The organism is Kitasatospora sp. NPDC015121 (genome assembly GCF_055562955.1).
Window position 1 is genome coordinate 389,181 of sequence record NZ_JBVHEH010000003.1, and the last position, 19,722, is coordinate 408,902.

At 72.6% G+C, this 19,722-nt stretch carries 15 protein-coding genes; 5 read left to right on the forward strand and 10 right to left on the reverse strand.

The features are described from left to right. Window positions 1–7: 7 nt before the first annotated feature. The 4 genes from ACZ3J7_RS05730 to acnA all read right to left on the reverse strand — a co-directional run bounded on the left by ACZ3J7_RS05730 (window position 8) and on the right by acnA (window position 6,993). Window positions 8–940, reverse strand: coding sequence for a carbohydrate ABC transporter permease (locus ACZ3J7_RS05730; RefSeq protein ID WP_465617181.1), 933 nt, complete (start codon window positions 938–940; stop codon window positions 8–10). 127 nt (window positions 941–1,067) lie between these two features. After that, window positions 1,068–2,462 (reverse strand): N-acetylglucosamine/diacetylchitobiose ABC transporter substrate-binding protein, encoded by a 1,395-nt coding sequence (gene ngcE / locus ACZ3J7_RS05735; protein WP_465617183.1) that lies wholly within the window; start codon window positions 2,460–2,462, stop codon window positions 1,068–1,070. A gap of 368 nt (window positions 2,463–2,830) precedes the next feature. Further along, the gene (locus tag ACZ3J7_RS05740) at window positions 2,831–4,162 is read right to left on the reverse strand and encodes a glycoside hydrolase family 18 protein (RefSeq protein WP_465617185.1); all 1,332 of its coding nucleotides are present in this window, start codon (window positions 4,160–4,162) and stop codon (window positions 2,831–2,833) included. Window positions 4,163–4,332: 170 nt separating this feature from the next. Continuing rightward, window positions 4,333–6,993: an aconitate hydratase AcnA gene (gene acnA / locus ACZ3J7_RS05745; RefSeq protein ID WP_465617187.1), complete on the reverse strand. Its 2,661-nt coding sequence runs from the start codon at window positions 6,991–6,993 to the stop codon at window positions 4,333–4,335. A gap of 327 nt (window positions 6,994–7,320) precedes the next feature. Between acnA and ACZ3J7_RS05750 the strand changes: the two genes are divergently transcribed. The 4 genes from ACZ3J7_RS05750 to ACZ3J7_RS05765 all read left to right on the forward strand — a co-directional run bounded on the left by ACZ3J7_RS05750 (window position 7,321) and on the right by ACZ3J7_RS05765 (window position 9,965). Then, on the forward strand, window positions 7,321–7,842 hold the full coding sequence (locus ACZ3J7_RS05750) for a SigE family RNA polymerase sigma factor (protein WP_465617189.1): 522 nt from the start codon (window positions 7,321–7,323) through the stop codon (window positions 7,840–7,842). A gap of 92 nt (window positions 7,843–7,934) precedes the next feature. Further along, on the forward strand, window positions 7,935–8,846 hold the full coding sequence (locus ACZ3J7_RS05755; RefSeq protein ID WP_465617191.1) for a hypothetical protein: 912 nt from the start codon (window positions 7,935–7,937) through the stop codon (window positions 8,844–8,846). Between the two features lie 18 nt (window positions 8,847–8,864). Further along, on the forward strand, window positions 8,865–9,269 hold the full coding sequence (locus tag ACZ3J7_RS05760; RefSeq protein ID WP_465617193.1) for a type II toxin-antitoxin system VapC family toxin: 405 nt from the start codon (window positions 8,865–8,867) through the stop codon (window positions 9,267–9,269). Between the two features lie 141 nt (window positions 9,270–9,410). Next, window positions 9,411–9,965, forward strand: a complete 555-nt coding sequence (locus ACZ3J7_RS05765; protein WP_465617195.1) for a superoxide dismutase family protein — start codon at window positions 9,411–9,413, stop codon at window positions 9,963–9,965. A gap of 45 nt (window positions 9,966–10,010) precedes the next feature. Here the strand turns inward: ACZ3J7_RS05765 and argF are convergent, their stop codons facing one another. The 3 genes from argF to ACZ3J7_RS05780 all read right to left on the reverse strand — a co-directional run bounded on the left by argF (window position 10,011) and on the right by ACZ3J7_RS05780 (window position 15,469). After that, window positions 10,011–11,012, reverse strand: coding sequence for an ornithine carbamoyltransferase (gene argF, locus ACZ3J7_RS05770; protein ID WP_465617197.1), 1,002 nt, complete (start codon window positions 11,010–11,012; stop codon window positions 10,011–10,013). A 195-nt stretch (window positions 11,013–11,207) separates the two neighbouring features. Further along, window positions 11,208–13,811 carry a polynucleotide kinase-phosphatase gene (locus ACZ3J7_RS05775; protein ID WP_465617199.1) on the reverse strand — a complete coding sequence of 868 codons (2,604 nt, stop codon included), beginning with the start codon at window positions 13,809–13,811 and terminating at the stop codon, window positions 11,208–11,210. Further along, entirely contained in the window at window positions 13,808–15,469 is a 1,662-nt protein-coding gene (locus ACZ3J7_RS05780) for a 3' terminal RNA ribose 2'-O-methyltransferase Hen1 (protein ID WP_465617201.1), read from the reverse strand. The genes ACZ3J7_RS05775 and ACZ3J7_RS05780 overlap by 4 nt, the downstream gene beginning before the upstream one ends. Window positions 15,470–15,570: 101 nt before the next feature. Here ACZ3J7_RS05780 and dapD point away from each other — a divergent pair, with 101 nt between their 5' ends. Continuing rightward, a complete protein-coding gene (gene dapD, locus ACZ3J7_RS05785) occupies window positions 15,571–16,560 on the forward strand; it encodes a 2,3,4,5-tetrahydropyridine-2,6-dicarboxylate N-succinyltransferase (RefSeq protein WP_465617203.1) in 990 nt (329 codons plus the stop codon). A 280-nt stretch (window positions 16,561–16,840) separates the two neighbouring features. On the opposite strand, the gene ACZ3J7_RS05790 is transcribed toward dapD, so the two are convergent. The 3 genes from ACZ3J7_RS05790 to ACZ3J7_RS05800 all read right to left on the reverse strand — a co-directional run bounded on the left by ACZ3J7_RS05790 (window position 16,841) and on the right by ACZ3J7_RS05800 (window position 19,668). Further along, a complete protein-coding gene (locus tag ACZ3J7_RS05790) occupies window positions 16,841–17,698 on the reverse strand; it encodes a DUF6099 family protein (protein WP_465617205.1) in 858 nt (285 codons plus the stop codon). A gap of 204 nt (window positions 17,699–17,902) precedes the next feature. Beyond that, window positions 17,903–18,283, reverse strand: coding sequence for a nucleotide pyrophosphohydrolase (locus ACZ3J7_RS05795; protein ID WP_465617207.1), 381 nt, complete (start codon window positions 18,281–18,283; stop codon window positions 17,903–17,905). After that, window positions 18,280–19,668, reverse strand: coding sequence for an AAA family ATPase (locus ACZ3J7_RS05800; RefSeq protein ID WP_465617209.1), 1,389 nt, complete (start codon window positions 19,666–19,668; stop codon window positions 18,280–18,282). The genes ACZ3J7_RS05795 and ACZ3J7_RS05800 overlap by 4 nt, the downstream gene beginning before the upstream one ends. Window positions 19,669–19,722 lie beyond the last annotated feature (54 nt).

Sequence of the window (19,722 nt, forward strand, 5' to 3'; positions counted from 1 at the left end):
GGGAACCTCAGAACTCGATCTTCTCGCGCCGGCTGACCCGGAGCGAGACGACGGACAGGACCAGGGTGATGAAGAAGATCACCACACCCATGGCACAGGCGTAGCCGGCCTTGCCGAAGGTGATGAAGTTGCGCATCAGCAAGGTGGCCATGATCTCGCTGTGGTGGTCCGGGCCGCCGCCGTAGTACGAGCCCGGGGTCATCGTGGAGACCAGGGCGAAGGCGTCCATCGCGACGATCGCGAGGTAGACCCAGGCGGTCTGGATGCTCTCCCAGAGCAGCGGCAGCGTGATCTTGAAGAAGGTGGTGCCGCGCTTGGCGCCGTCCAGCATGGCGGCTTCGTAGATGTCCTTCGGGATGCTCTGCATGGCGGCCGAGAACAGCACCAGGTAGAAGCCGACGCTGGACCAGATCAGCACGGCCATGACGCACCACAGGCCGAAGGTCGGGTTGGTCGTCCAGTCCCAGGGGTGCTGCTCGTCGGTGAGGCCGAGCGCGATCACGATGCCGTTGAGCAGGCCGCCCTTGTCGGTCCGGTACATGCCCTGGAAGAGCATCGACAGGATGGCGACCGAGAGCACCTGCGGGAAGAAGAAGACGACCTTGTAGAAGGCCGAGCCGCGCACGCCCTGCACGCCGCCGGTGCTGCTCCGGCCGCCCACGTTGAGCATGAAGGCGAAGAACAGCGCCAGCAGGATGGTGACCAGCGGCAGCACGATCAGCAGCAGCAGGTTGTGCTGCAGCGCGGACAGGAAGGCGCTGTCCTTGAACAGGGCGACGTAGTTGTCCAGCCCGACGAACTTCCTGGGGGGCGCGGCGCCGGGCCAGTCGGTCAGCGAGTACCCGAAGGTCTGCAGGTAGGGCCAGATGACCAGGAGGATGTACAGCGCGACGGGTGCCACGAGGAACCCGAAGATGAACGGTGCTTTACGGTGACGCATGGGAGCTGCTCCTGTCCGCCGACGGCCTGTGGTCAGACAGGCCCGGAACTGCGGTGTCGCGTGGAACGGCCGGGGTCCGCGCGCGGACCCCGGCCTTGCGGTGTCAGGCCGTCGGCCTACCGGGGGGTCAGACCTTCTTGGCCGTCGCGGCCTTGCCGCGGGCGACCCAGTCCGCCGGGCTGATGCGCTTGTTGACCAGCTCGTTGGTGGCGTTCTGGATCTCGGCGTCGGCCGCGGTCTGCAGCTCCTGGAGGGTGAAGCTGAAGGTGGCCTCGGCCGCCTTGATCGCCGCGGCCGAGGACTTGGTGCCCGGCTTCAGCTGGACGTCCGGGTTGACGCCGTCCTTGAGCACGGTGAGCGAGTTCGCGGCCTTCACGAACGTCGAGGAGCTCTCCTTGGTCAGCATCATGCGCAGGAACTCGAGGCCGCCGGCCTTGTTGGCGGCCTTGCTCGGCACCATGAACGGCTCGCCGGCGCCGGCCCACAGGGCGGTGGCGGCCAGCTTGTCGCCGGCCAGCGCCGGGATCGGCAGGAAGGCCATGTCGAAGTCGGCCGGGGTGGCGGCCAGCATCTCGTTCTCCAGCCACGAGCCGGACGGGATGAAGGCGGCCTTGCCCTGGCACCAGGCGGTCTGCGACTCGGTGTGGGTCATGCCGTTGGTGCCGGGGAGCAGGTAGTCCTTCTCCATGATCTGGTAGAAGGCGGTGACGGCCTTGAGCACGGCCGGGTCGTCCCAGGCCGACGCGTCACAGGCGTTGATCCTCTTGACCAGCTCCTGGCCGCCCTGCTTGGCGATCATGCTGAGGATGACGTAGTTCGCGTAGTAGGGGTACTTGCCCTGGTGCGCGAACGGGGAGACGCCGGCGGCCTTGATGGTGCCGCAGAGGGTGATGAACTCGTCCCAGGTCTTCGGAACGGCCCAGCCCTTGTCCTTGAAGAGCTTGGCGGAGTACCACAGGCCGAACACGGTGTAGACGTAGCTCAGCGAGTACATCTTGCCGTTGATGGTGCCGGCCTCGATGGTGCCGGGCAGCAGGACGTCGCGGATCTTCTTGGTCGGGTCGTCCAGGTACGGGGCGTCCAGCAGGACCGTCAGGTCGGTCAGCTGGTCGGCGCCGACCAGGACGTCGGCCTTCATGGCCTGGGCACCGGAGTTGTCGAAGACGTCCGGCGGGCTGCCGGCGTTGAAGCGCGGCTGCAGCTTGCCGCTGATCTCCTGGGTGCCCAGGTGCGAGACCTCGGCGCCGGCGTACGCCTTCTTGTACGCCGCCTCGAACTGCTTGGCGTAGTCGTCGCCGTAGCCGCCCGTGAAGATCACGACGTCCAGCTTGTCGGTGGCCTTCACGCCGAACGGGTTCTTGTTGTCGCCGCCGAGCGTCGGGGACGCCCCCGAGGCGTTGTCACCGCTGCCGGAACCGCCGGCGCAGGCCGCGAGCAGCGAGGTGCCGCCCGCCGCGAGGACGGTGATCGCGGCCGCGCGCTTGAACAGGTCGCGACGGTTGTACCCAGTTGCAGAGCCCATGAGTGCCCTAACCCCTCAGTTCCAAAAGAAGTGGAGCCGGAGTTGACGTCACGTCAACTCCCGTAGCCCGAAAGCTGCCCAGCGGCGAAGGTGCCGGTCAGAGGCGGTGTGATGATGCTGCAAAGGTATAGTCCACTGTTCACCCAGCGGCAATAGTCAGCAGGTCTGATAACAAACCTGACAGTCGAACCGTTGTCCGCGATGCAGCATGTGCAATGTGCAGGAACCCTGCTTATTGCGTGTCCGCGCCAGGGACGGACCGGAATCTAGCGCGTTCGTGCTCGCTTGAACACGAAAACGCGCAGCTTCGCGCAGCACGGTGTCCGAACCGTGATGCGCGAAGCCGCGCGCGACCCGTCCGGCCGGGGTCAGTGGTCCCGGAGGCCCTTGTCCAGGGCCGCGACCAGGGTGCCCTGGGCATCGTCGTTGTCGAGCGACCAGGCCATCACGCCGCCCAGCTCGTTCTCCTCGACGTACCGGGCCTTGCGGGTCAGCAGGTCCGGGGTGTCGTACGTCCAGAACTCGGTGCCGTCGTACTTCCAGGTCGCGCCGTGCGCCCGGTCGGTGAAGACCGTGCCCGGCAGGTCCTTGATCCGGTTGTAGGGCAGGTTCCCGCCCCGGGCCAGGCCGGTGGCGGACTGGTACAGGCCGTTCTGCTTCGGGCCGGCCGGCACGCCCGTCCAGCCGTAGCCGTAGAACGGGACGCCCACCACGGCCTTCTTCGCCGGCAGGCCGCGGTCCAGGTAGGTCCGCACGACCCGGTCGACGCTCAGCCGCAGCCCGGAGGCGTCGGCCTTGTCGGCGTACAGGTTGGCGTCGTGGTTGGTCGGCCCCTGGGCCTCCCACGGGCCGTGCAGGTCGTAGGTCATCAGGTTCAGCCAGTCCACCGACTTGGCGACCTTCTTGACCTCGAACTGGTCGATCTTCGACTCGCCGGCCGGCACGGCCGCGGTGAGCAGGTAGTGCGGGCCCTTCTTGCCGGACAGCGCGTCCAGCTGGCGGCGGAACTCCTGCATCAGCAGGGTGTAGTTCCTCCCGTCCTCCGGGCGCACCACGTTGCCGCCGTCACCGCCGCCGCCCGGGTACTCCCAGTCGACGTCGATGCCGTCGAACACCCCGGCGCCCGCGCCCGCGCCGCCCTCGGCGGAGCCCAGCTGCGGCAGGTCGCCCTTGAGGTACAGGTCGATGCAGGAGGAGACGAACTTCTTCCGCGAGGCGTCGGTGAGCGCCGCGTCCGAGAAGTACTTGGACCAGCTCCAGCCGCCCAGCGAGATCACCGCGCGCAGTTGCGGGTTCTTCGCCTTGAGCTTGCGGATCTGGTTGAAGTTGCCCTTGAGCGCCTGCTCGGCGGTGTCGGCCACGCCGTCCACCGACTCCTCGGCGCCCACCGGGCGCTGGTAGTCGGCCCAGGCGTCGCCCACCCCGGCCGCGTTGGCCTCGAAGCAGGTGCCGTCGGCGGAGACGTTGCCGAAGGCGTAGTTGATGACGGTCAGCTTGCTCGCCTGACCGCTGGTCTGGACGTTCTTGGCGGAGAAGCCGCCGTAGATGCCCCACTGGGTGAAGTAGCCGACCCGCTGGCCCTCCAGCCGGTGGGGCCTGCCGTGGCCGTCGTCCCCGTGGGCCTGGGCGGCGGCCGGCGAGACGAGCAGGGCGCCGAGCGTGGCCGCGACGAGGAGTGCGGCGGAGCTGCGTCTGGTCATTCCGTGAATCTCTCCGATTCAGCGTCAATTGGTATGGACCATGTGCTGTGGAGAGGTTTAGTCCACTCGACGGGGGCCGCACAAGGGGAACGGCAGGATCCGTGCCAAGGAACGGCAAAGGCCGCACCGCCCCTGCGCGGGGCGGTGCGGCCTTCGGCCCGGGTGCGGACTCAGCCGATGAGGCTGCGCAGCACGTACTGCAGGATGCCGCCGTTGCGGTAGTAGTCCGCCTCGCCGGGGGTGTCGATGCGCACCACCGCGTCGAACTCGACGGTGCCGCCCGCCGCGCCGACCGCCTTGACCTTGACGGTCTTCGGGGTGCGACCCTCGTTCAGCTCGGTGACACCGGTGAACTCGAAGGTCTCCTCGCCGGTCAGGCCCAGCGAGTCGGCGTTCTCGCCGGCCGGGAACTGCAGCGGCAGGACGCCCATGCCGATCAGGTTCGAGCGGTGGATGCGCTCGTAGGACTCGGCGATGACGGCCTTGACGCCGAGCAGCGCGGTGCCCTTGGCCGCCCAGTCGCGGGACGAGCCGGAGCCGTACTCCTTGCCCGCCAGGACCACCAGCGGGATGCCCGCGGCCTGGTAGTTCTGCGAGGCGTCGTAGATGAACGACACCGGGCCGTCGGCCTGGGTGAAGTCGCGGGTGTAGCCGCCCTCGGTGCCCGGCGCGATCTGGTTGCGCAGGCGGATGTTGGCGAAGGTGCCGCGGATCATCACCTCGTGGTTGCCGCGGCGCGAGCCGTACGAGTTGAAGTCGCGCTTCTCCACGCCGTTGGCGGTCAGGTACTGCGCCGCCGGGGTGCCGGGCTTGATGTTGCCGGCCGGGGAGATGTGGTCGGTGGTGACCGAGTCGCCCAGCTTGGCCAGCACGCGGGCGCCGGAGATGTCGGTCACCGGGCTCGGGGTCTTGGCCATGCCCTCGAAGTACGGGGGCTTGCGGACGTAGGTGGACTCGGCGTCCCACTCGAAGGTGTTGCCGGTCGGGACGGGCAGCGACTGCCAGCGGTGGTCGCCGGCGAAGACGTCCGCGTAGTCCTTCGAGAACATCTCCTGGTCGATGGAGGTGGCGACCACGTCGGCCACCTCCTGCTCCGACGGCCAGATGTCGGCGAGGAAGACGTCGTTGCCGTCGGCGTCCTGGCCCAGGGCGTCGCGGGTGATGTCCACGCCCATGTTGCCGGCGATGGCGTAGGCGACCACCAGCGGCGGGGAGGCCAGGTAGTTCATCTTGACGTCCGGGTTGATCCGGCCCTCGAAGTTGCGGTTGCCGGAGAGCACCGAGACGACCGCGAGGTCCGACTCGTTCACCGCGGCGGAGACCTCCTCGGGCAGCGGGCCCGAGTTGCCGATGCAGGTGACGCAGCCGTAGCCGACCAGGTTGAAGCCCAGCTTCTCCATGTACGGGAGCAGGCCGGCCTTCTCGTAGTAGTCCATGACGACCTTGGAGCCGGGCGCCAGGGTGGTCTTGACCCAGGGCTTGACGTGCAGGCCCTTCTCCACGGCCTTCTTCGCCAGCAGGGCGGCGCCCAGCATGACGGAGGGGTTGGAGGTGTTGGTGCAGGAGGTGATCGAGGCGATCACGACCGCGCCGTTGTCGATCTCGTACGAGGTGCCGTCGGGGGCGGTCACCGCGGTCGGCTTCGAGGCCTCGGCCGAGTAGGTCGGCAGCGCCTCGGCGAACCTGGTGGCGGCCTCGGCCAGGACCACCCGGTCCTGCGGGCGCTTCGGGCCGGAGATCGACGGGACGACGGTGGAGACGTCCAGCTCCAGGTACTCGGAGTAGACCGGCTCGACCGACGGGTCGTGCCAGAGGCCCTGCTCCTTGGCGTACGCCTCGACCAGGGCGAGCTGCTGCTCGCTGCGGCCGGTGAGCTTGAGGTAGTTGATGGTCTCGGCGTCGATCGGGAAGATCGCGCAGGTCGAGCCGAACTCCGGCGACATGTTGCCGATGGTGGCGCGGTTCGCCAGCGGGATCGCGGTGACGCCCTCGCCGTAGAACTCGACGAACTTGCCGACCACGCCGTGCTTGCGCAGCATCTCGGTGATGGTGAGCACCAGGTCGGTGGCGGTGGTGCCGGCCGGGAGCTGGCCGTTCAGCTTGAAGCCGACCACCCGCGGGATGAGCATCGAGACCGGCTGGCCGAGCATCGCGGCCTCGGCCTCGATGCCGCCGACGCCCCAGCCCAGCACGCCCAGGCCGTTGACCATGGTGGTGTGCGAGTCGGTGCCGACGCAGGTGTCGGGGTACGCCTGGCCGTTGCGGACCATGACGGTGCGGGCCAGGTGCTCGATGTTGACCTGGTGGACGATGCCGGTGCCGGGCGGGACGACCTTGAACTCGTCGAACGCGGTCTGGCCCCAGCGCAGGAACTGGTAGCGCTCCTTGTTGCGGCCGTACTCGATCTCGACGTTCTGGACGAAGGCGTCCGGGGTGCCGAACTTGTCGGCGATGACGGAGTGGTCGATGACCAGCTCGGCCGGCGCCAGCGGGTTGATCTTGGACGGGTCGCCGCCCAGCTCCTTCACGGCCTCGCGCATGGTGGCCAGGTCGACCACGCAGGGCACGCCGGTGAAGTCCTGCATGATCACGCGCGCCGGGGTGAACTGGATCTCCTCGGACGGCTCGGCCGTCGGGTCCCAGCCACCGAGGGCACGGATGTGGTCGGCGGTGATGTTGGCGCCGTCCTCGGTGCGGAGCAGGTTCTCCAGCAGGACCTTGAGGCTGTACGGCAGCCGCTCGGCACCCTCGACGGCGGAGAGCTTGAAGATCTCGTACGACTCGTCGCCCACCTGCAGCGAGCTGCGGGCGTCGAAGCTGTTCGCGGACACGACTGACTCCTTCTTGGTCCACCCGGTGATAAGGTAAGCCTTAGCTAACCTGCCTGCTGTCGCTTACCGAGCCGATGATGGAGGCCTGCGCCTCTCGGCAAGTATCTTGACGTCAAGATAAAGCGTAGCGCGGAATGTATCTCGATGTCGAGATAAACCATAGTGCATGGGGTCCGCCCGCACTCCACCGGCTCGCCCCACCAGGGTGCACCCCGCGCCCCCGGGAGCACGACCCGGGCGCAACGCGACCGGCCGCCTCACGCGTCTTGTTCCTTGGGTACGGGTGGACGTGCACGGGAGACGACGGACGGCGACAGGGGCGCGCGGGTGGCGGTGGGACGGCGCAGGGCGGCCGAGGAGCGGCGCGAGTTCGAGGAGTTCGCGCACTCCCGGGGCGCCGCGCTGTTCCGCACCGCGCTGCTGCTGTGCGGCGACTGGCACCTCGCCGAGGACCTCACCCAGACCGCCCTCGCCCGGATCTACGCCTCCTGGAACCGGGTCAAGCACGCCGAGAGCCCCGCCGCGTACGCCCGCACCGTGCTGGTCCGCTGCTACCTCTCGCACCGGCGGCTGCGCCGCAGCACCGAACTGCCCGTCCTCGACAGCATCCCCGAGCGGGCCGCGCCCGACCACGACCCCGCGCTCCGGGTCGCCCTGCTCGCCGCGCTCGCCGAACTGCCGCCCCGGGACCGGGCCGTGCTGGTGCTGCGCTACTGGGAGGACCGGAGCGTCGACGAGACCGCCGCCGAACTCCAGCTCTCCCCCGGCACCGTCCGGGTCCGCGCCCTGCGGGCCCTGACCAGGCTGCGCCGGCAGCTCGCCCCGCACCTGGACAGCCTGGTGCCGTGACCGGCCCTCCCCTCCCTCCCCGCACGGGCCGGCCGTACCGCCCGGACCGCGCACGCCGGCCGCGCCGCACGCGAGAAAGCGAGAGACCCCCGATGCCCGAGCAGGAACTGAGCGACGTCTTCGTGCGGGCGGTCGGGGGCAGCGCGCCCGACCTCGGCCTGCTGGTCGCCGGGGCCACCGCCGAGGGGCGGGCCATCCGGCTGCGGCGGCGGTTCGCGCTCGGCGGGGCGATCGCCGCCGTCGCCGCGCTGGCGGTCGGCGGCGGACTGCTGCTGCGGCCCGCCGCGCCCCCGCGGCCCGGCGTCGCCGTCGCCGCCGGCCCGGACGCCCCGGCCGCCACGGCCGCCGCCCCGACCGGTGCGGCCTCCCCGACCGTCCCCGCCTCCGCGACCGTTCCGCGCCGGACCGCCCTGCTCGATGCGCTGCTGGCGCACCTGCCGCGCGAGCTGGTCCTGGACGACTGGTCCGCGGAGGGCGCCGGCCCGGAGGACTCGACCGCGTCCGCGCTCCGGGCCCGGTTCCACCGGGCGGACGGCGCGGACGCCGGGGTGATCGAGGTCCGCGTGCTGCGGCCCGCCACGCTCGCGCCGGACCCGGCCGGGCACCGCGACTGCGGCGACCGCGCGGCCGCCGAGGCCTGCACCCCCGTCACCGAGAACGGCGCCAGCGGGGTGGTCCTCGCGCCGCCCGGCCAGGACGGCCGGATCGTCTACCGGGCGGACCTGACCGACCGCCGGGGCACCCGGGTCGTCCTGACCGTCACCGGCCCGGCGGACCTCGGCGCCCCGCCCCTCGAACGGGACGCCCTGCGCAAGATCGCGGTGTCCCTCTGCACGTGGCCCCTCACCGAGGAGGAGCGGGAACGGGCCCGGGCCCTGGCCCGCGAGCACGCCGACGAGGCCACCGGGGTCCCGTCCGCGCACCCCTCCCCCGCCCTCACCCTGCCCCCGGTCGCCACCGCCTCCCCCGCCCCGGGCGGCCCCGGCGACGGCCCGGGCCGGTAGCCGGGCTACGGTGGGCGGGTGATCGTGGTGGATGCCTCCGCAGTGGTGCTGTCGCTCTCCGACCGGGGCCCCCGGGGCGATGCCGCCCGGGCGCTGCTGGCCGCCGACCCCGAGTGGGTGGCGCCCGAACACGTGGTGGTCGAGGTGATGCAGTCGCTGCGCGGCCTGTACCTCGCCAAGCGGCTGACGGCCGAAGAGGTCACCGAACTCACCCACCGGCTGCCCGGGTTGACCATCCGCAAGGTGGAGGTCGCCCCGCTGCTCGGCCGGATCTGGGAGCTCAAGGACAACCTGACCCCGGACGACGCCGCCTACGTCGCGGTCGCCGAACGCTACGGCGCCCCGCTGGTCACCGCCGACCTGCGCCTGATGCGCGCCAGCGGGCCGCGCTGCGAGATCCGCGGCATCGCCGCGGCGGACTGATCCCCTCCCGTCGACCGCCCCGTTCGAACGCGGTTCCCGTACGGGTGACTGCGGGCGGCGGTGCGGCACGGCGGCGTGCGCGCCCGGCCGGGGGCGGCCACCGTGGCGGAAGTCGTCTGCCAGTCCGTCGGAAGGTCCGCGATGCCCCTGTCCTCCGCTGCCGGTGCGCTGTTGGTGCCGCTCGCCCTGCTGCCGGTCGGCCCGCCCGGCACCCAGCTCCCGGCGGGGTCCGGCGGCCCGACCGGCCCGGGCGTCGACCGGGTGGTGGACGCCCGCTTCGACCGGGCGGACGGCATCGTCCCGGCCCGGGCGATCACCCACGCGCCCGACCTGGTCCCGTACGGCGCGCAGGTGCGGGTGACGGTCGGCCGGGCGGCCGGGCACACCTCCGTCACGGTGGAACTCGCCGGGGTGGCCGGGCCGCACGAGTTCCCGGCGCACGTGCACACCGGTCACTGCGGCGCCGATCCGGCCGCCTCCGGGCCGCACTACCAGCAGGTGCCGGGGTCGGACGCCCCCGACAACGAGGTGCGGATGACGCTGCGCACCGACCCGGGCGGGGCCGGGAGCGCCTCGGCGACCGTCCCGTGGGAGTTCCGGCCCGGCGAGGCGCACTCGCTGGTGCTGCACGCGGGCGCCCCGGCCGGGCCGCACGCCCCCGCCGACCGCGCGGCCTGCGTGGACGTCGGCTTCTGAGGCGCGGCCGCGCCGCCGAGAGCCGTCAGGAGCCGGCAGGGGCTGTCAGGAGCCGAGGGTCGCCACCATCACGGCCTTGATGGTGTGCAGGCGGTTCTCGGCCTGGTCGAAGACCACCGAGTGGGTGGACTCGAACAGCTCGTCGGTGCACTCCAGCTCGGACATGCCGGTGAGCTCGTACATCTGCCGGCCGACCTCGGTGCCGAGGTCGTGGTACGCGGGCAGGCAGTGCAGGAACTTGACCGCCGGGTTCCCGGTGGCGCGCACCGTGTCCATCGAGACCTGGTAGGGCTTGAGCAGCGCGATCCGCTCGGCCCAGACCTCCTTGGGCTCGCCCATCGAGACCCAGACGTCGGTGTAGAGGAAGTCCGCCCCCGCCACGCCGGCCGCCACGTCCTCGGTGAGAGTGATCCGGGCCCCACTGGCCCCGGCCAGCGACTCGGCCGCCTTGCGGACCTCCTCGGCGGGCCAGAGCGAGGCCGGCGCGACGATCCGGATGTCCATGCCCAGCAGCGCGCCGGTGACCAGCAGCGAGTTGCCCATGTTGAAGCGGGCGTCGCCGAGGTAGACCAGGGTGGTCTCGTGCAGCGGCTTGGCGGAGTGCTCCTGGATGGTCAGCACGTCGGCCAGCATCTGGGTGGGGTGCCACTCGTCGGTCAGGCCGTTCCAGACCGGGACGCCCGCGTGCGCGGCCAGTTCCTCGACGATCTCCTGACCGTCGCCGCGGTACTCGATGCCGTCGAACATCCGGCCCAGCACCCGGGCGGTGTCCCTGATCGACTCCTTGTGCCCCATCTGCGACCCGGCCGGGTCCAGGTAGGTGGTGAACGCACCCTGGTCGTGGGCGGCCACCTCGAAGGCGCAGCGGGTGCGGGTGGAGGTCTTGGCGAAGATCAGCGCGATGTTCTTGCCGCGCAGCCGGGGCTGCTCGGTGCCCGCGTATTTGGCCGCCTTCAGCTGGGCCGCCAGGTCGACCAGGTGACGGAACTCCTGGGGAGTGAAGTCGAGCTCCTTGAGGAAGTGCCTGTTCCGGATGTTGAACGCCATACCGGTCTCCTGGGTCGATCAACGGACTGAGACAGGAAGTGTATACGAGTATTCGAATATTCATGCAACACCTTGATGGCCGACGCGCGACCCCGGCCCGGGCGGGGCCCGGTGCCGGGGCAGCGCGTCGCCGCCGGATGTCGAAGCCGGTGGTCCGGAGCCGAAGCTCCCGAGCCGGTGCTCCGGAGCCGGGGCTCAGAGCCGGGGGTCGACCGGCTCGGACTCCAGGGCCAGCACCGCGAACACCGCCTCGTGCACCCGCCACAGCGGCTCGCCGGCGGCCAGCCGGTCCAGCGCCTCCAGGCCGAGCGCGTACTCGCGCAGGGCGAGCGAGCGCTTGTGGCCCAGCGAGCGCTGGCGCAGCCGGTCCAACTGCCGGGTGTAGTCCGGGCCGTAGATGATCCGCAGGTACTCGCGGCCGCGGACCTTCAGGCCGGGCTGGACCAGCCGCCCCGAACCGTCCCGGTGCAGCGGCTCGACCGGCTTGACCACCATGCCCTCGCCACCGGCCGCGGTCAGCTCCTCCCACCAGGCGACGGCGGCGGTGATCGAGGCCTCGTCCTCGGTGTCGACGAGCATCCGCCCGGTGCGGTGCAGCACCGGGGCGGCGCCCGCCTCCTCGGCGAGCCGCCGGTCGGCGTCCACCAGCCGGTCGATCAGGGCGAGGTGCTCGGTGTGCGGGCGCGGGGCGAGGTTGGCGCCCTCGGCGGCGAGCAGCTGGAACGGGGCCAGCCGGATGCCGTCGAGGCCCTCGGTCGGCCAGCAGTAGCGCCGGTACGCCTCGACGAAGGCCCGGGCGTCGGCGGCGCGCTCCTGCTGGAGGCCGGTCAGCTCCGCCACGTCCAGCCCGCGGGCGGCGGCCCGGGAGAGGGCGTCGAGCGCGGTGGGCAGGGCGGCGCCGGCGGCCGCGCCGACCGCGGCGTACTGGCGGCGCAGCAGCTCGACCGCCTTGAGCGACCAGGGCATCAGCTCGGCGTCCAGCAGCAGCCAGCCGGTGCCGAGTTCGTCGAACAGGCCGGTGTGCTCGGCGGCGGCCCGGACCCGGTCGAGGATCGCGTCGGTGAGCCGCTGGTCGTCGAGGAAGGCGCGGCCGGTCCTGGTCCAGATCGCGCCGGGGCCGGACAGGCCGAAGCGCCGGTCCAGGGCGGCCTCGTCCCGGGCGACCAGGACGACGGCCCGCGAGCCCATGTGCTTCTCCTCGCAGACCACCTGCCGCACCCCGTCCTGCCGGTAGGCGAAGAACGCCTCCTCGGGGTGCTCCAGCAGGCCCTCGCGCCGGGCGGTCGGCGAGGGGGCCATGGTGGGCGGCAGGTAGGCGAGCAGCCTCGGGTCGAGCGCGAAGCGGCTCATCACCTCCAGCGCGGCGGCGGCGTTCTCCTCCCGGACGGCGACGTTGCCGAGCCGGGCGGTCTCCACCACCCGGCGGCCGGCCACGTCGGCCAGGTCGAGCGGACGGCCCTCCCGGCCGCCGGGCGCGTCGGTGCGCATCGGACGGACCGGCTCGTACCACTCCTGCTCGGCCGGGACGGCGACGACCTCCCGCTCCGGGTAGCGCAGCGCGGTCAGGCTGCCGCCGAACACGCAGCCGGTGTCCAGGCAGATGGTGTTGTTGAGGAAGCTCGCCACCGGCACCGGGGTGTGGCCGTAGACCACCAGGGCGCGGCCCCGGTACTCCTCGGCCCACGGGTAGCGCACCGGCAGGCCGTACTCGTCGGTCTCGCCCGTGGTGTCGCCGTACAGCGCGTGCGAGCGGACCTTGCCGGAGGCGCGGCCGTGGTACTTCTCCGGCAGGCCGGCGTGGCAGACCACCAGCGCGCCGCCGTCCAGCAGGTAGTGGCTGACCAGGCCGCGCATGAACTCCCGCACCCGGGCGCGGAACCCGTCGCTCTCGGCGGCCAGCTGGTCGATCGACTCCTGCAGGCCGTGCGAGACGGTGACCTTGCGGCCGTCCATCCAGCGGCCCAGCTTGTTCTCGTGGTTGCCGGGGACGCAGAGGGCGTGGCCGGCCTCGACCATGCCCATCACCAGGCGCAGCACGCCCGGCGTGTCCGGGCCGCGGTCGACCAGGTCGCCGACGAACACCGCAGTGCGGCCCTCGGGGTGCGCGGCGTCGACGGCGCGGCCCCGCTCGTCGCGGGTGACCTCGTAGCCGAGCAGGCCGAGCAGGGTCTCCAGCTCGGAGCGGCAGCCGTGGATGTCACCGACGACGTCGAACGGACCGGTGAGGTGCCGCAGGTCGTTGAACCGCTTCTCCGGGACGATCTCGGCGCGCTCGACCTCCTCGACGCCGCGCAGCACGTGCACCTTGCGGAAGCCCTCGCGCTCCAGCCCGCGCAGCGAACGGCGCAGGTCCCGCTGGTGGCGGGGGATCACGTGCGCGGGCAGCTGCCGGTCCGGCCGGGCCCGGTTGCGCTCGGCGCACACCTCGGCCGGGACGTCCAGCACGATGGCGATCGGCAGCACGTGGTGCTCCCGGGCGATCGCGACCAGTGCCCGGCGGGCGTGGTCCTGGACGTTGGTGGCGTCGACCACGGTGCGCCGGCCCGCCGCGAGCCGCTTGCCGACGATGTAGTGCAGCAGGTCGAAGGCGTCCGCGGAGGCGGACTGGTCGTTCTCGTCGTCGGCGACCATCCCCCGGCAGAAGTCGGAGGAGACCACCTCGGTGGGCTTGAAGTGCTTGCGGGCGAAGCTGGACTTGCCGGAGCCGGTGCTGCCGATCAGCACCACCAGCGAGACGTCGGTGACGGGCAGTCGGCGACCCGCCCGGTCGGGGGTCGTCTCCGGGGTTTCGGTGCTCATCGGTGGGCGCTCCCTTCCGGGGCGGTGGTGGTAGTGGCGGTGGCGGTAGTGGCGGTGGCCTCGGTCGGCTCGGTCGGCTCGGTCGGCTTGTTCGGCTCGGGGGAGAGGCGGAAGTGGGCGAGCTGGGTGGGCGCCCCGACCTCGGGGTCGTGCGGGCCGACCGGTTCGAGGTCGACGGTGTACCCGTAGGCCTCGGCGACCCGACGCGTCCAGGCCGCGAACTCGGCGCGGCTCCACTCGAAGCGGTGGTCGTCGTGCCGCATCCGCCCGGCGGGCAGGGTCTCCCAGCGCACGTTGTACTCGGCGTTCGGGGTGGTGACCACGACCGCGGCGGGCCGGGCCGCGCCGAACACCGCGTACTCCAGTGCGGGCAGCCGGGGCAGGTCCAGGTGCTCGACGACCTCGCACAGCACCGCCGCGTCGTACCCCTTCAACCGGGCGTCGGTGTAGGTCAGCGCGCCCTGGACCAGCTTGACCCGGCGGGCCTGGCGCTCCGGCAACCGGTCCAGGCGGAGCCGGCGGGCGGCGATCGTCAGCGCGCGGGAGGACACGTCGACGCCCAGCACCTCGGTCACCCGCCCCTCCCTGAGCAGCGCGCCCACCAACTCGCCCTGCCCGCAGCCCAGGTCGAGCACCCGGGCCGCGCCGGTCCGGGCCAGCGCCGCCAGGATCGCCGTCCGCCGCTGCGCGGCCAACGACTCGCCGCGCTCGGTGGCCGCGGCCGGGTCGGCCGGAGCGACCTCCTCCGCGGCCCCCGGGCTCGTGGCCGCGGCAGTTGCGCCCGCCGAACCGGCCGGGTCGATGCCGGTCACCTCCTCCGCGGCGTCCGGGGCCTCCGGAACGTCCGGAACGGCGTTGTCGATCTCCTCGGCCTCGCGGTCGTCGGCCTCGGCCAGGCGGGCCAGGGCGAGGCGTTCCATCGCGAGCTTGGTCAGCGACCAGCGGCGGGAGAGGTAGCGGCGGGCGATCAGGGCCCGTTCGGGGTGGTCGGCGAGCCAGCCCCGGCCGGCCGCGAGCAGCTTGTCGACCTCGTCGGGGGCGACCCAGTAGTGCTTGGCCCCGTCGAGGACGGGCAGCAGCACGTAGAGGTGCTGCAGCGCGTCGGCGAGCCGCAGGGCGCCGGTCAGTTCGAGCCGGACGTACCGGGAGTCGCCCCACTCGGGGAAGGCCTCGTCGAGCGGGACGGGCCGCGCGTCGACCCTCCAGCCCAGCGGGGCGAACAGCCGCTCCACCAGCTCGGGACCGTCGGCCCCGGCCACCGGGACGGCGGGCAGCTCGATCCGCAGCGGCATCGCCCGGCCGGGCAGCTCGGGTCGGTGCGCGCACTCGCCCTTCATCGCGGACCGGTAGACCGTGCGCAGCGCCACCGCGAGCAGCGAGGAGGCGGCGTACGGCCGGTCGTTGACGTACTGGGCGAGCGCGTGGTCGGGCGAGCCGGACCGGCCCTTGCCGCGGCCCTGGCGGAGCAGCGCGGCGGGGTCGACCTCCAGCAGCAGCGCGGCCGTGCAGGCCCGCTCCCCGGCCTCGGGGTAGAAGACGTGCGCGGTGCCGTGCGCGGTGGCGAACCGCTGCACCTTGTCAGGGTGCTTGTGCAGCAGGAAGCCCAGGTCGGAGGCGGGGTTCTCGGCGGTGCCGGTGGTGGAGATCGATACGAACACCCGGTCGAGTATGACCTGCGGGTCTGTACGGGGCCATCAGGTTTTGTCCGTCCGGTGAGCGTGTTGGTCAGTCCTCGGCCCGATTGGTTACGGTGCGGGATGTGACTGCTGAAACCTCCTCCCCCGCAAGCGGTGCGGTGGCCGCCGGCCTGGCGACCATCGCGGCCGACGGCACCGTCCTCGACACCTGGTTCCCCGCGCCCGAGCTGGCCGCCGCCCCGGGCCCGTCCGGCACTGTCCGGTTGAGCGCCGAGGAGGCCGAGCTGGCGCTCGGCCCGGGCGCCGCCGAGGCGCTCCGCACCGACACCCGGCGCGGCGTCGAGGTGGTGGCGGTGCGCACCGTGGTCTCCTCCCTGGACGAGAAGCCGCTGGACGCGCACGACGTCTACCTGCGGCTGCACCTGCTCTCCGCCCGCCTGGTGAAGCCGCACGGCCAGAACCTGGACGGCATCTTCGGCCTGCTGGCGAACGTCGCCTGGACGTCGATCGGCCCGACTCCGGTCGCCAACGTGGAGCAGGCCCGGTTGGCGGTGCGCGCCCAGGGCGGGCAGCTCGCCCTGTACGGCATCGACAAGTTCCCCCGGATGACCGACTACGTGGCGCCGTCCGGCGTCCGGATCGCCCACGCCGACCGGGTGCGCCTGGGCGCGCACCTGGCCGAGGGCACCACGGTGATGCACGAGGGCTTCGTCAACTTCAACGCCGGCACCCTGGGCACCTCGATGGTCGAGGGCCGGATCAGCGCGGGCGTCGTCGTGGGCGACCACAGCGACATCGGCGGCGGCGCCTCGATCATGGGCACCCTGTCCGGCGGCGGCAAGCAGGTCGTCTCGGTGGGCGAGCGCTGCCTGCTGGGCGCCAACGCGGGCATCGGCATCTCGCTGGGCAACGACTGCGTGGTCGAGGCCGGCCTGTACGTCACCGCCGGCACCCGGGTCACCGCGCCGGACGGCTCGGTGGCTAAGGCGGTGGAGCTGTCCGGCCAGGACAACCTGCTGTTCCGCCGCAACTCGCAGACCGGCGCGGTCGAGGTGATCGCCCGCTCCGGTTCGTGGGGCGGTCTGAACGCGGACCTGCACTCGCACAACTGACCTCCTGTCGGGTGGTGTTCTCCGGACGGCCGGTGTCTGCTCCCCAGCAGCCCGGCCGTCCGGCTGTCCGGCTGTCCGGCTGTCCGGCTGTCCGGCTGTCCGGCTGTCCGGCTGTCCGGCTGTCCGGCTGTCCGGGCGCCGTAGCCGAGCGGGGGCGGGCCCCGCAAACTCGGCTCACTCCTGGGGCTGACCGGGCCCGCGGGTTGGACCTCAACGGGTGGTCCGGGGTGACCGCGCGCGGCGGGGACTCGTTGGACCGGCGGCGCCGACCCCCGGCGCTTCACACCGCACCACCGAGTTGAAGGGGCCCCCTCATGTCCGAGCCCTGGACCGAGCCGCCCACCGCGGACACCGCCGCGGGCGGCGCGCCCACCCCCCCGAAGTCGTTGTTGGAGCAGATGCAGGAGCTGCTCGCCTCGATCAACACCGACCTGGCCGGACTCGACTCCGACCTGCGCTCCTCCGCCCCCGGCGGCGGGCAGGACGCCCCGGCCGACGGCTCGCCCCGCACCTGAGCGCCGCACGCCACCGGGACCGGCGGGCCCAGCGGGATCACGAGCCTCGACTCCTCCCGCCGGGCCGCGCCCGGCCCTCCCGGCTCCCCCTCCCCGTCCGGCCGCCCCGGCCCGCCGTCCGGGGCCCGCGCCCCCGTCGGCCCGCGCTGCTCGCGCAGCAGCCCGGCCACCAGGTCACGGCACTCGGAGCCGGCGTCCAGCCCGTCGATGCAGCTCCAGTACAGGCTCTCGGTGTCCGCCCCGCAGGCGAGCACCACCAGGCTCTCGTTCATCTCCCCCAGCAGCAGGGCGAGTTCGTCCAGCACCGGCCCCAGCTCGCCGAGCGCGCCGAACCGGTCGACCAGCGTCGGGCCGGTCCACTCCGGGTACACGCCGATCGGGCCGCCGGGCAGGTCGTCCAGGCCGGGTTCGGGCGGTTGGCGCAGGCAGCTCGCGGTGTGCGCGCCGGCCTCGCTGAGCAGCTGCCCGAGGGTGGCTGACGCCTCCTCGTCGTGGTCGGCGATCCGGGCCCCGACCGCCTCGGTGAGCAGCCCGGCCTGCCAGGCCTCGTGCAGGATGTCGCCGGCCGTCCGGGCCTCGGCCAGGGCGTGCCGAACGGTCTTGATCAGTCGCAGCGCGTCCACGGAGCGCTCCCCTCGTCCACCGCCGCCGTCCTTCGGCGGTCGGTCACGGGGATCAGCGTGCCGCCGGTGGCCGACCCGCTCCCAGTGGATTCGGCGGCCCTGTGGACAACCCGGCCCTGTGGACAACCGAGGTCCCCCGGGAGGGTGAATTCCGGCTGATGTCCCGCTCCACCGGGAATCAACCGGAAGCCCCTGCACGACCCGCTATGGCGCCGGGAACCTGCTCTCGTTGCGCTCGATCTTCTCCGCCAGCGCCCGCAGCGGGTCCACCTCCAGCGCGGTGCACAGCTGCAGCAGGTAGGCCAGCACGTCGGCCACCTCGTCGTGGACCCGGTGCGCCGCCGCCGGGTCCGCCATCACGTCGGCGGCCTGTTCGGGCGTCAACCACTGGAAGATCTCCAGCAGTTCGCCGGCCTCCACGGTCAGCGCCGCGACCAGGTTCTTCGGGGTGTGGTACTGCTGCCAGTCCCGGGCGGCCGCGAACTCGGCCAGCCGCCGCTGCAGTTCGGGCACCGTCAGCTCTTCGGCCGGATTCCCGGCCCGGTCTCCGGCCGGGTTCTCGGCCCGGTTCTCGTGGTCGCTCATTCCCCCAGGTCTACCACCGCTCCTCCGCCCCGCGCCGCCCCCGCCGGCACGCCCACCGGTCCCCCGGCCGACGCGTCCGCCGACAGGTCCGTCGCCGCCCCCTGCGCGGGCACCCTGGCGACCGGTTCGGTGCGGAGCAGCAGGCTGTGCCCGGTGGCCGGATCGCGTCGGCACTCGACCAGTTCGACGCCGTCCAGGCCGAGCGCCGGCCCGGGTTCCTGCAGCGTGGCGAGCAGCCGGATGTCGCTCTTGCCGGTGACCTCGCGGGCCACCCGCAGCAGGGCGACGACCTGTTCGGCGGCCAGGCCGGCGCCGAGGTCCTCGGCGAGCAGCACCAGCTGCCGGTGCGCGTCGGGCACTTCGATGGCGGGGTCGACGTCGAGGACGGCGGCGCCGGTGAGCAGGACGGCGGCGAAGGCGAGCAGCCGCAGCATGCCGTCGGAGGCCTGGTCGGCGCCGGTGCGGCCGAGCACGCCCTCGTCGAAGACGGCGAGCAGCCGCCGGCGTTCGCCCTCGCCGCGCTGGGCGACGCCGAGGCCGAGCAGCGGGTGCGGGGCGGCGGCCTGGACGGCGCGCAGCAGGCGGGCCCAGCGGCGCGGGCACTCGTGCTCCAGCCGGTGCAGGACGGCGGAGACGTTGGCGGCGCCCGCGAGCAGCCGGGCCTGGGGTTCGGGCCGGACCCAGCCGCGCATCGCGGCGGGCACGGGGTGCAGCGCGAACACCTCGCGCAGGGCGGTGAGGAGCTGTTCGGCGGCGGCCAGCACCTTGCGCTCGCCCTTGGACGCCCCGGCGACCCGCAGCGGGAGCTGGGCGGTGATCAGGCTGCCGTTGGGCAGCGGGGCGCGGATGTCACCCTGCCGGGAGTCGTTGTGCCAGGTGGTGTTGATCCGGCCCCGGGCGAGGTCCTGTTCGCCGGTGGCCATCAGGGTCCGGCCGTCCAGGGTGAGCCACTCGCGGGCGATCCGGACGCGTTCGTCGGTGCGCACCACCACGTCGAGCCGGACCGTCCCGACCCGGGAGCGCACGGCGCAGCCCAGGATGATCGCGTTGCGCCCGTGCGGCACGCAGCCGGCCAGGCCGCCGCGCACCGGGGTCGCGAGCGGGCCGCGCGAGCCGCCGGCGCCGTCCAGCGAGGGTTTGATCTCCTCGCCGTGGGCGAGCCGGGAGAGCACGCCCAGCGCGTCCAGCGCGTTGGACTTGCCCGCCCCGGACGGCCCGTGCAGCACGGTCAGCGGCGACATCGGCAGGACGGCCCGCCGGTAGGACTTGAAGGAGGTCAGCCGCAGCTCCTCGACGGTGGGGCGTTTGACCTCCGGTAGGGAGGCCTGCCGCACCTCGCGGGTGGCGGCTGCCGGGGGTGGGGCCACGGGGGCTTCGCTGGTCACCCGGAGCACTCTAGGCCCGCTCTGAGCTGGAGAAACGTCTCTCCTGGCGTCCTT

Coding starts and splice junctions, on each gene's coding strand:
- ngcE (WP_465617183.1), bottom strand. CDS start 2,462: ATGGGCTCTGCAACTGGGTACAACCGTCGCGACCTGTTCAAGCGCGCG.
- ACZ3J7_RS05795 (WP_465617207.1), bottom strand. CDS start 18,283: ATGAGCGACCACGAGAACCGGGCCGAGAACCCGGCCGGAGACCGGGCC.
- ACZ3J7_RS05765 (WP_465617195.1), top strand. CDS start 9,411: ATGCCCCTGTCCTCCGCTGCCGGTGCGCTGTTGGTGCCGCTCGCCCTG.
- ACZ3J7_RS05775 (WP_465617199.1), bottom strand. CDS start 13,811: ATGAGCACCGAAACCCCGGAGACGACCCCCGACCGGGCGGGTCGCCGA.
- ACZ3J7_RS05740 (WP_465617185.1), bottom strand. CDS start 4,162: ATGACCAGACGCAGCTCCGCCGCACTCCTCGTCGCGGCCACGCTCGGC.
- argF (WP_465617197.1), bottom strand. CDS start 11,012: ATGGCGTTCAACATCCGGAACAGGCACTTCCTCAAGGAGCTCGACTTC.
- ACZ3J7_RS05755 (WP_465617191.1), top strand. CDS start 7,935: ATGCCCGAGCAGGAACTGAGCGACGTCTTCGTGCGGGCGGTCGGGGGC.
- ACZ3J7_RS05730 (WP_465617181.1), bottom strand. CDS start 940: ATGCGTCACCGTAAAGCACCGTTCATCTTCGGGTTCCTCGTGGCACCC.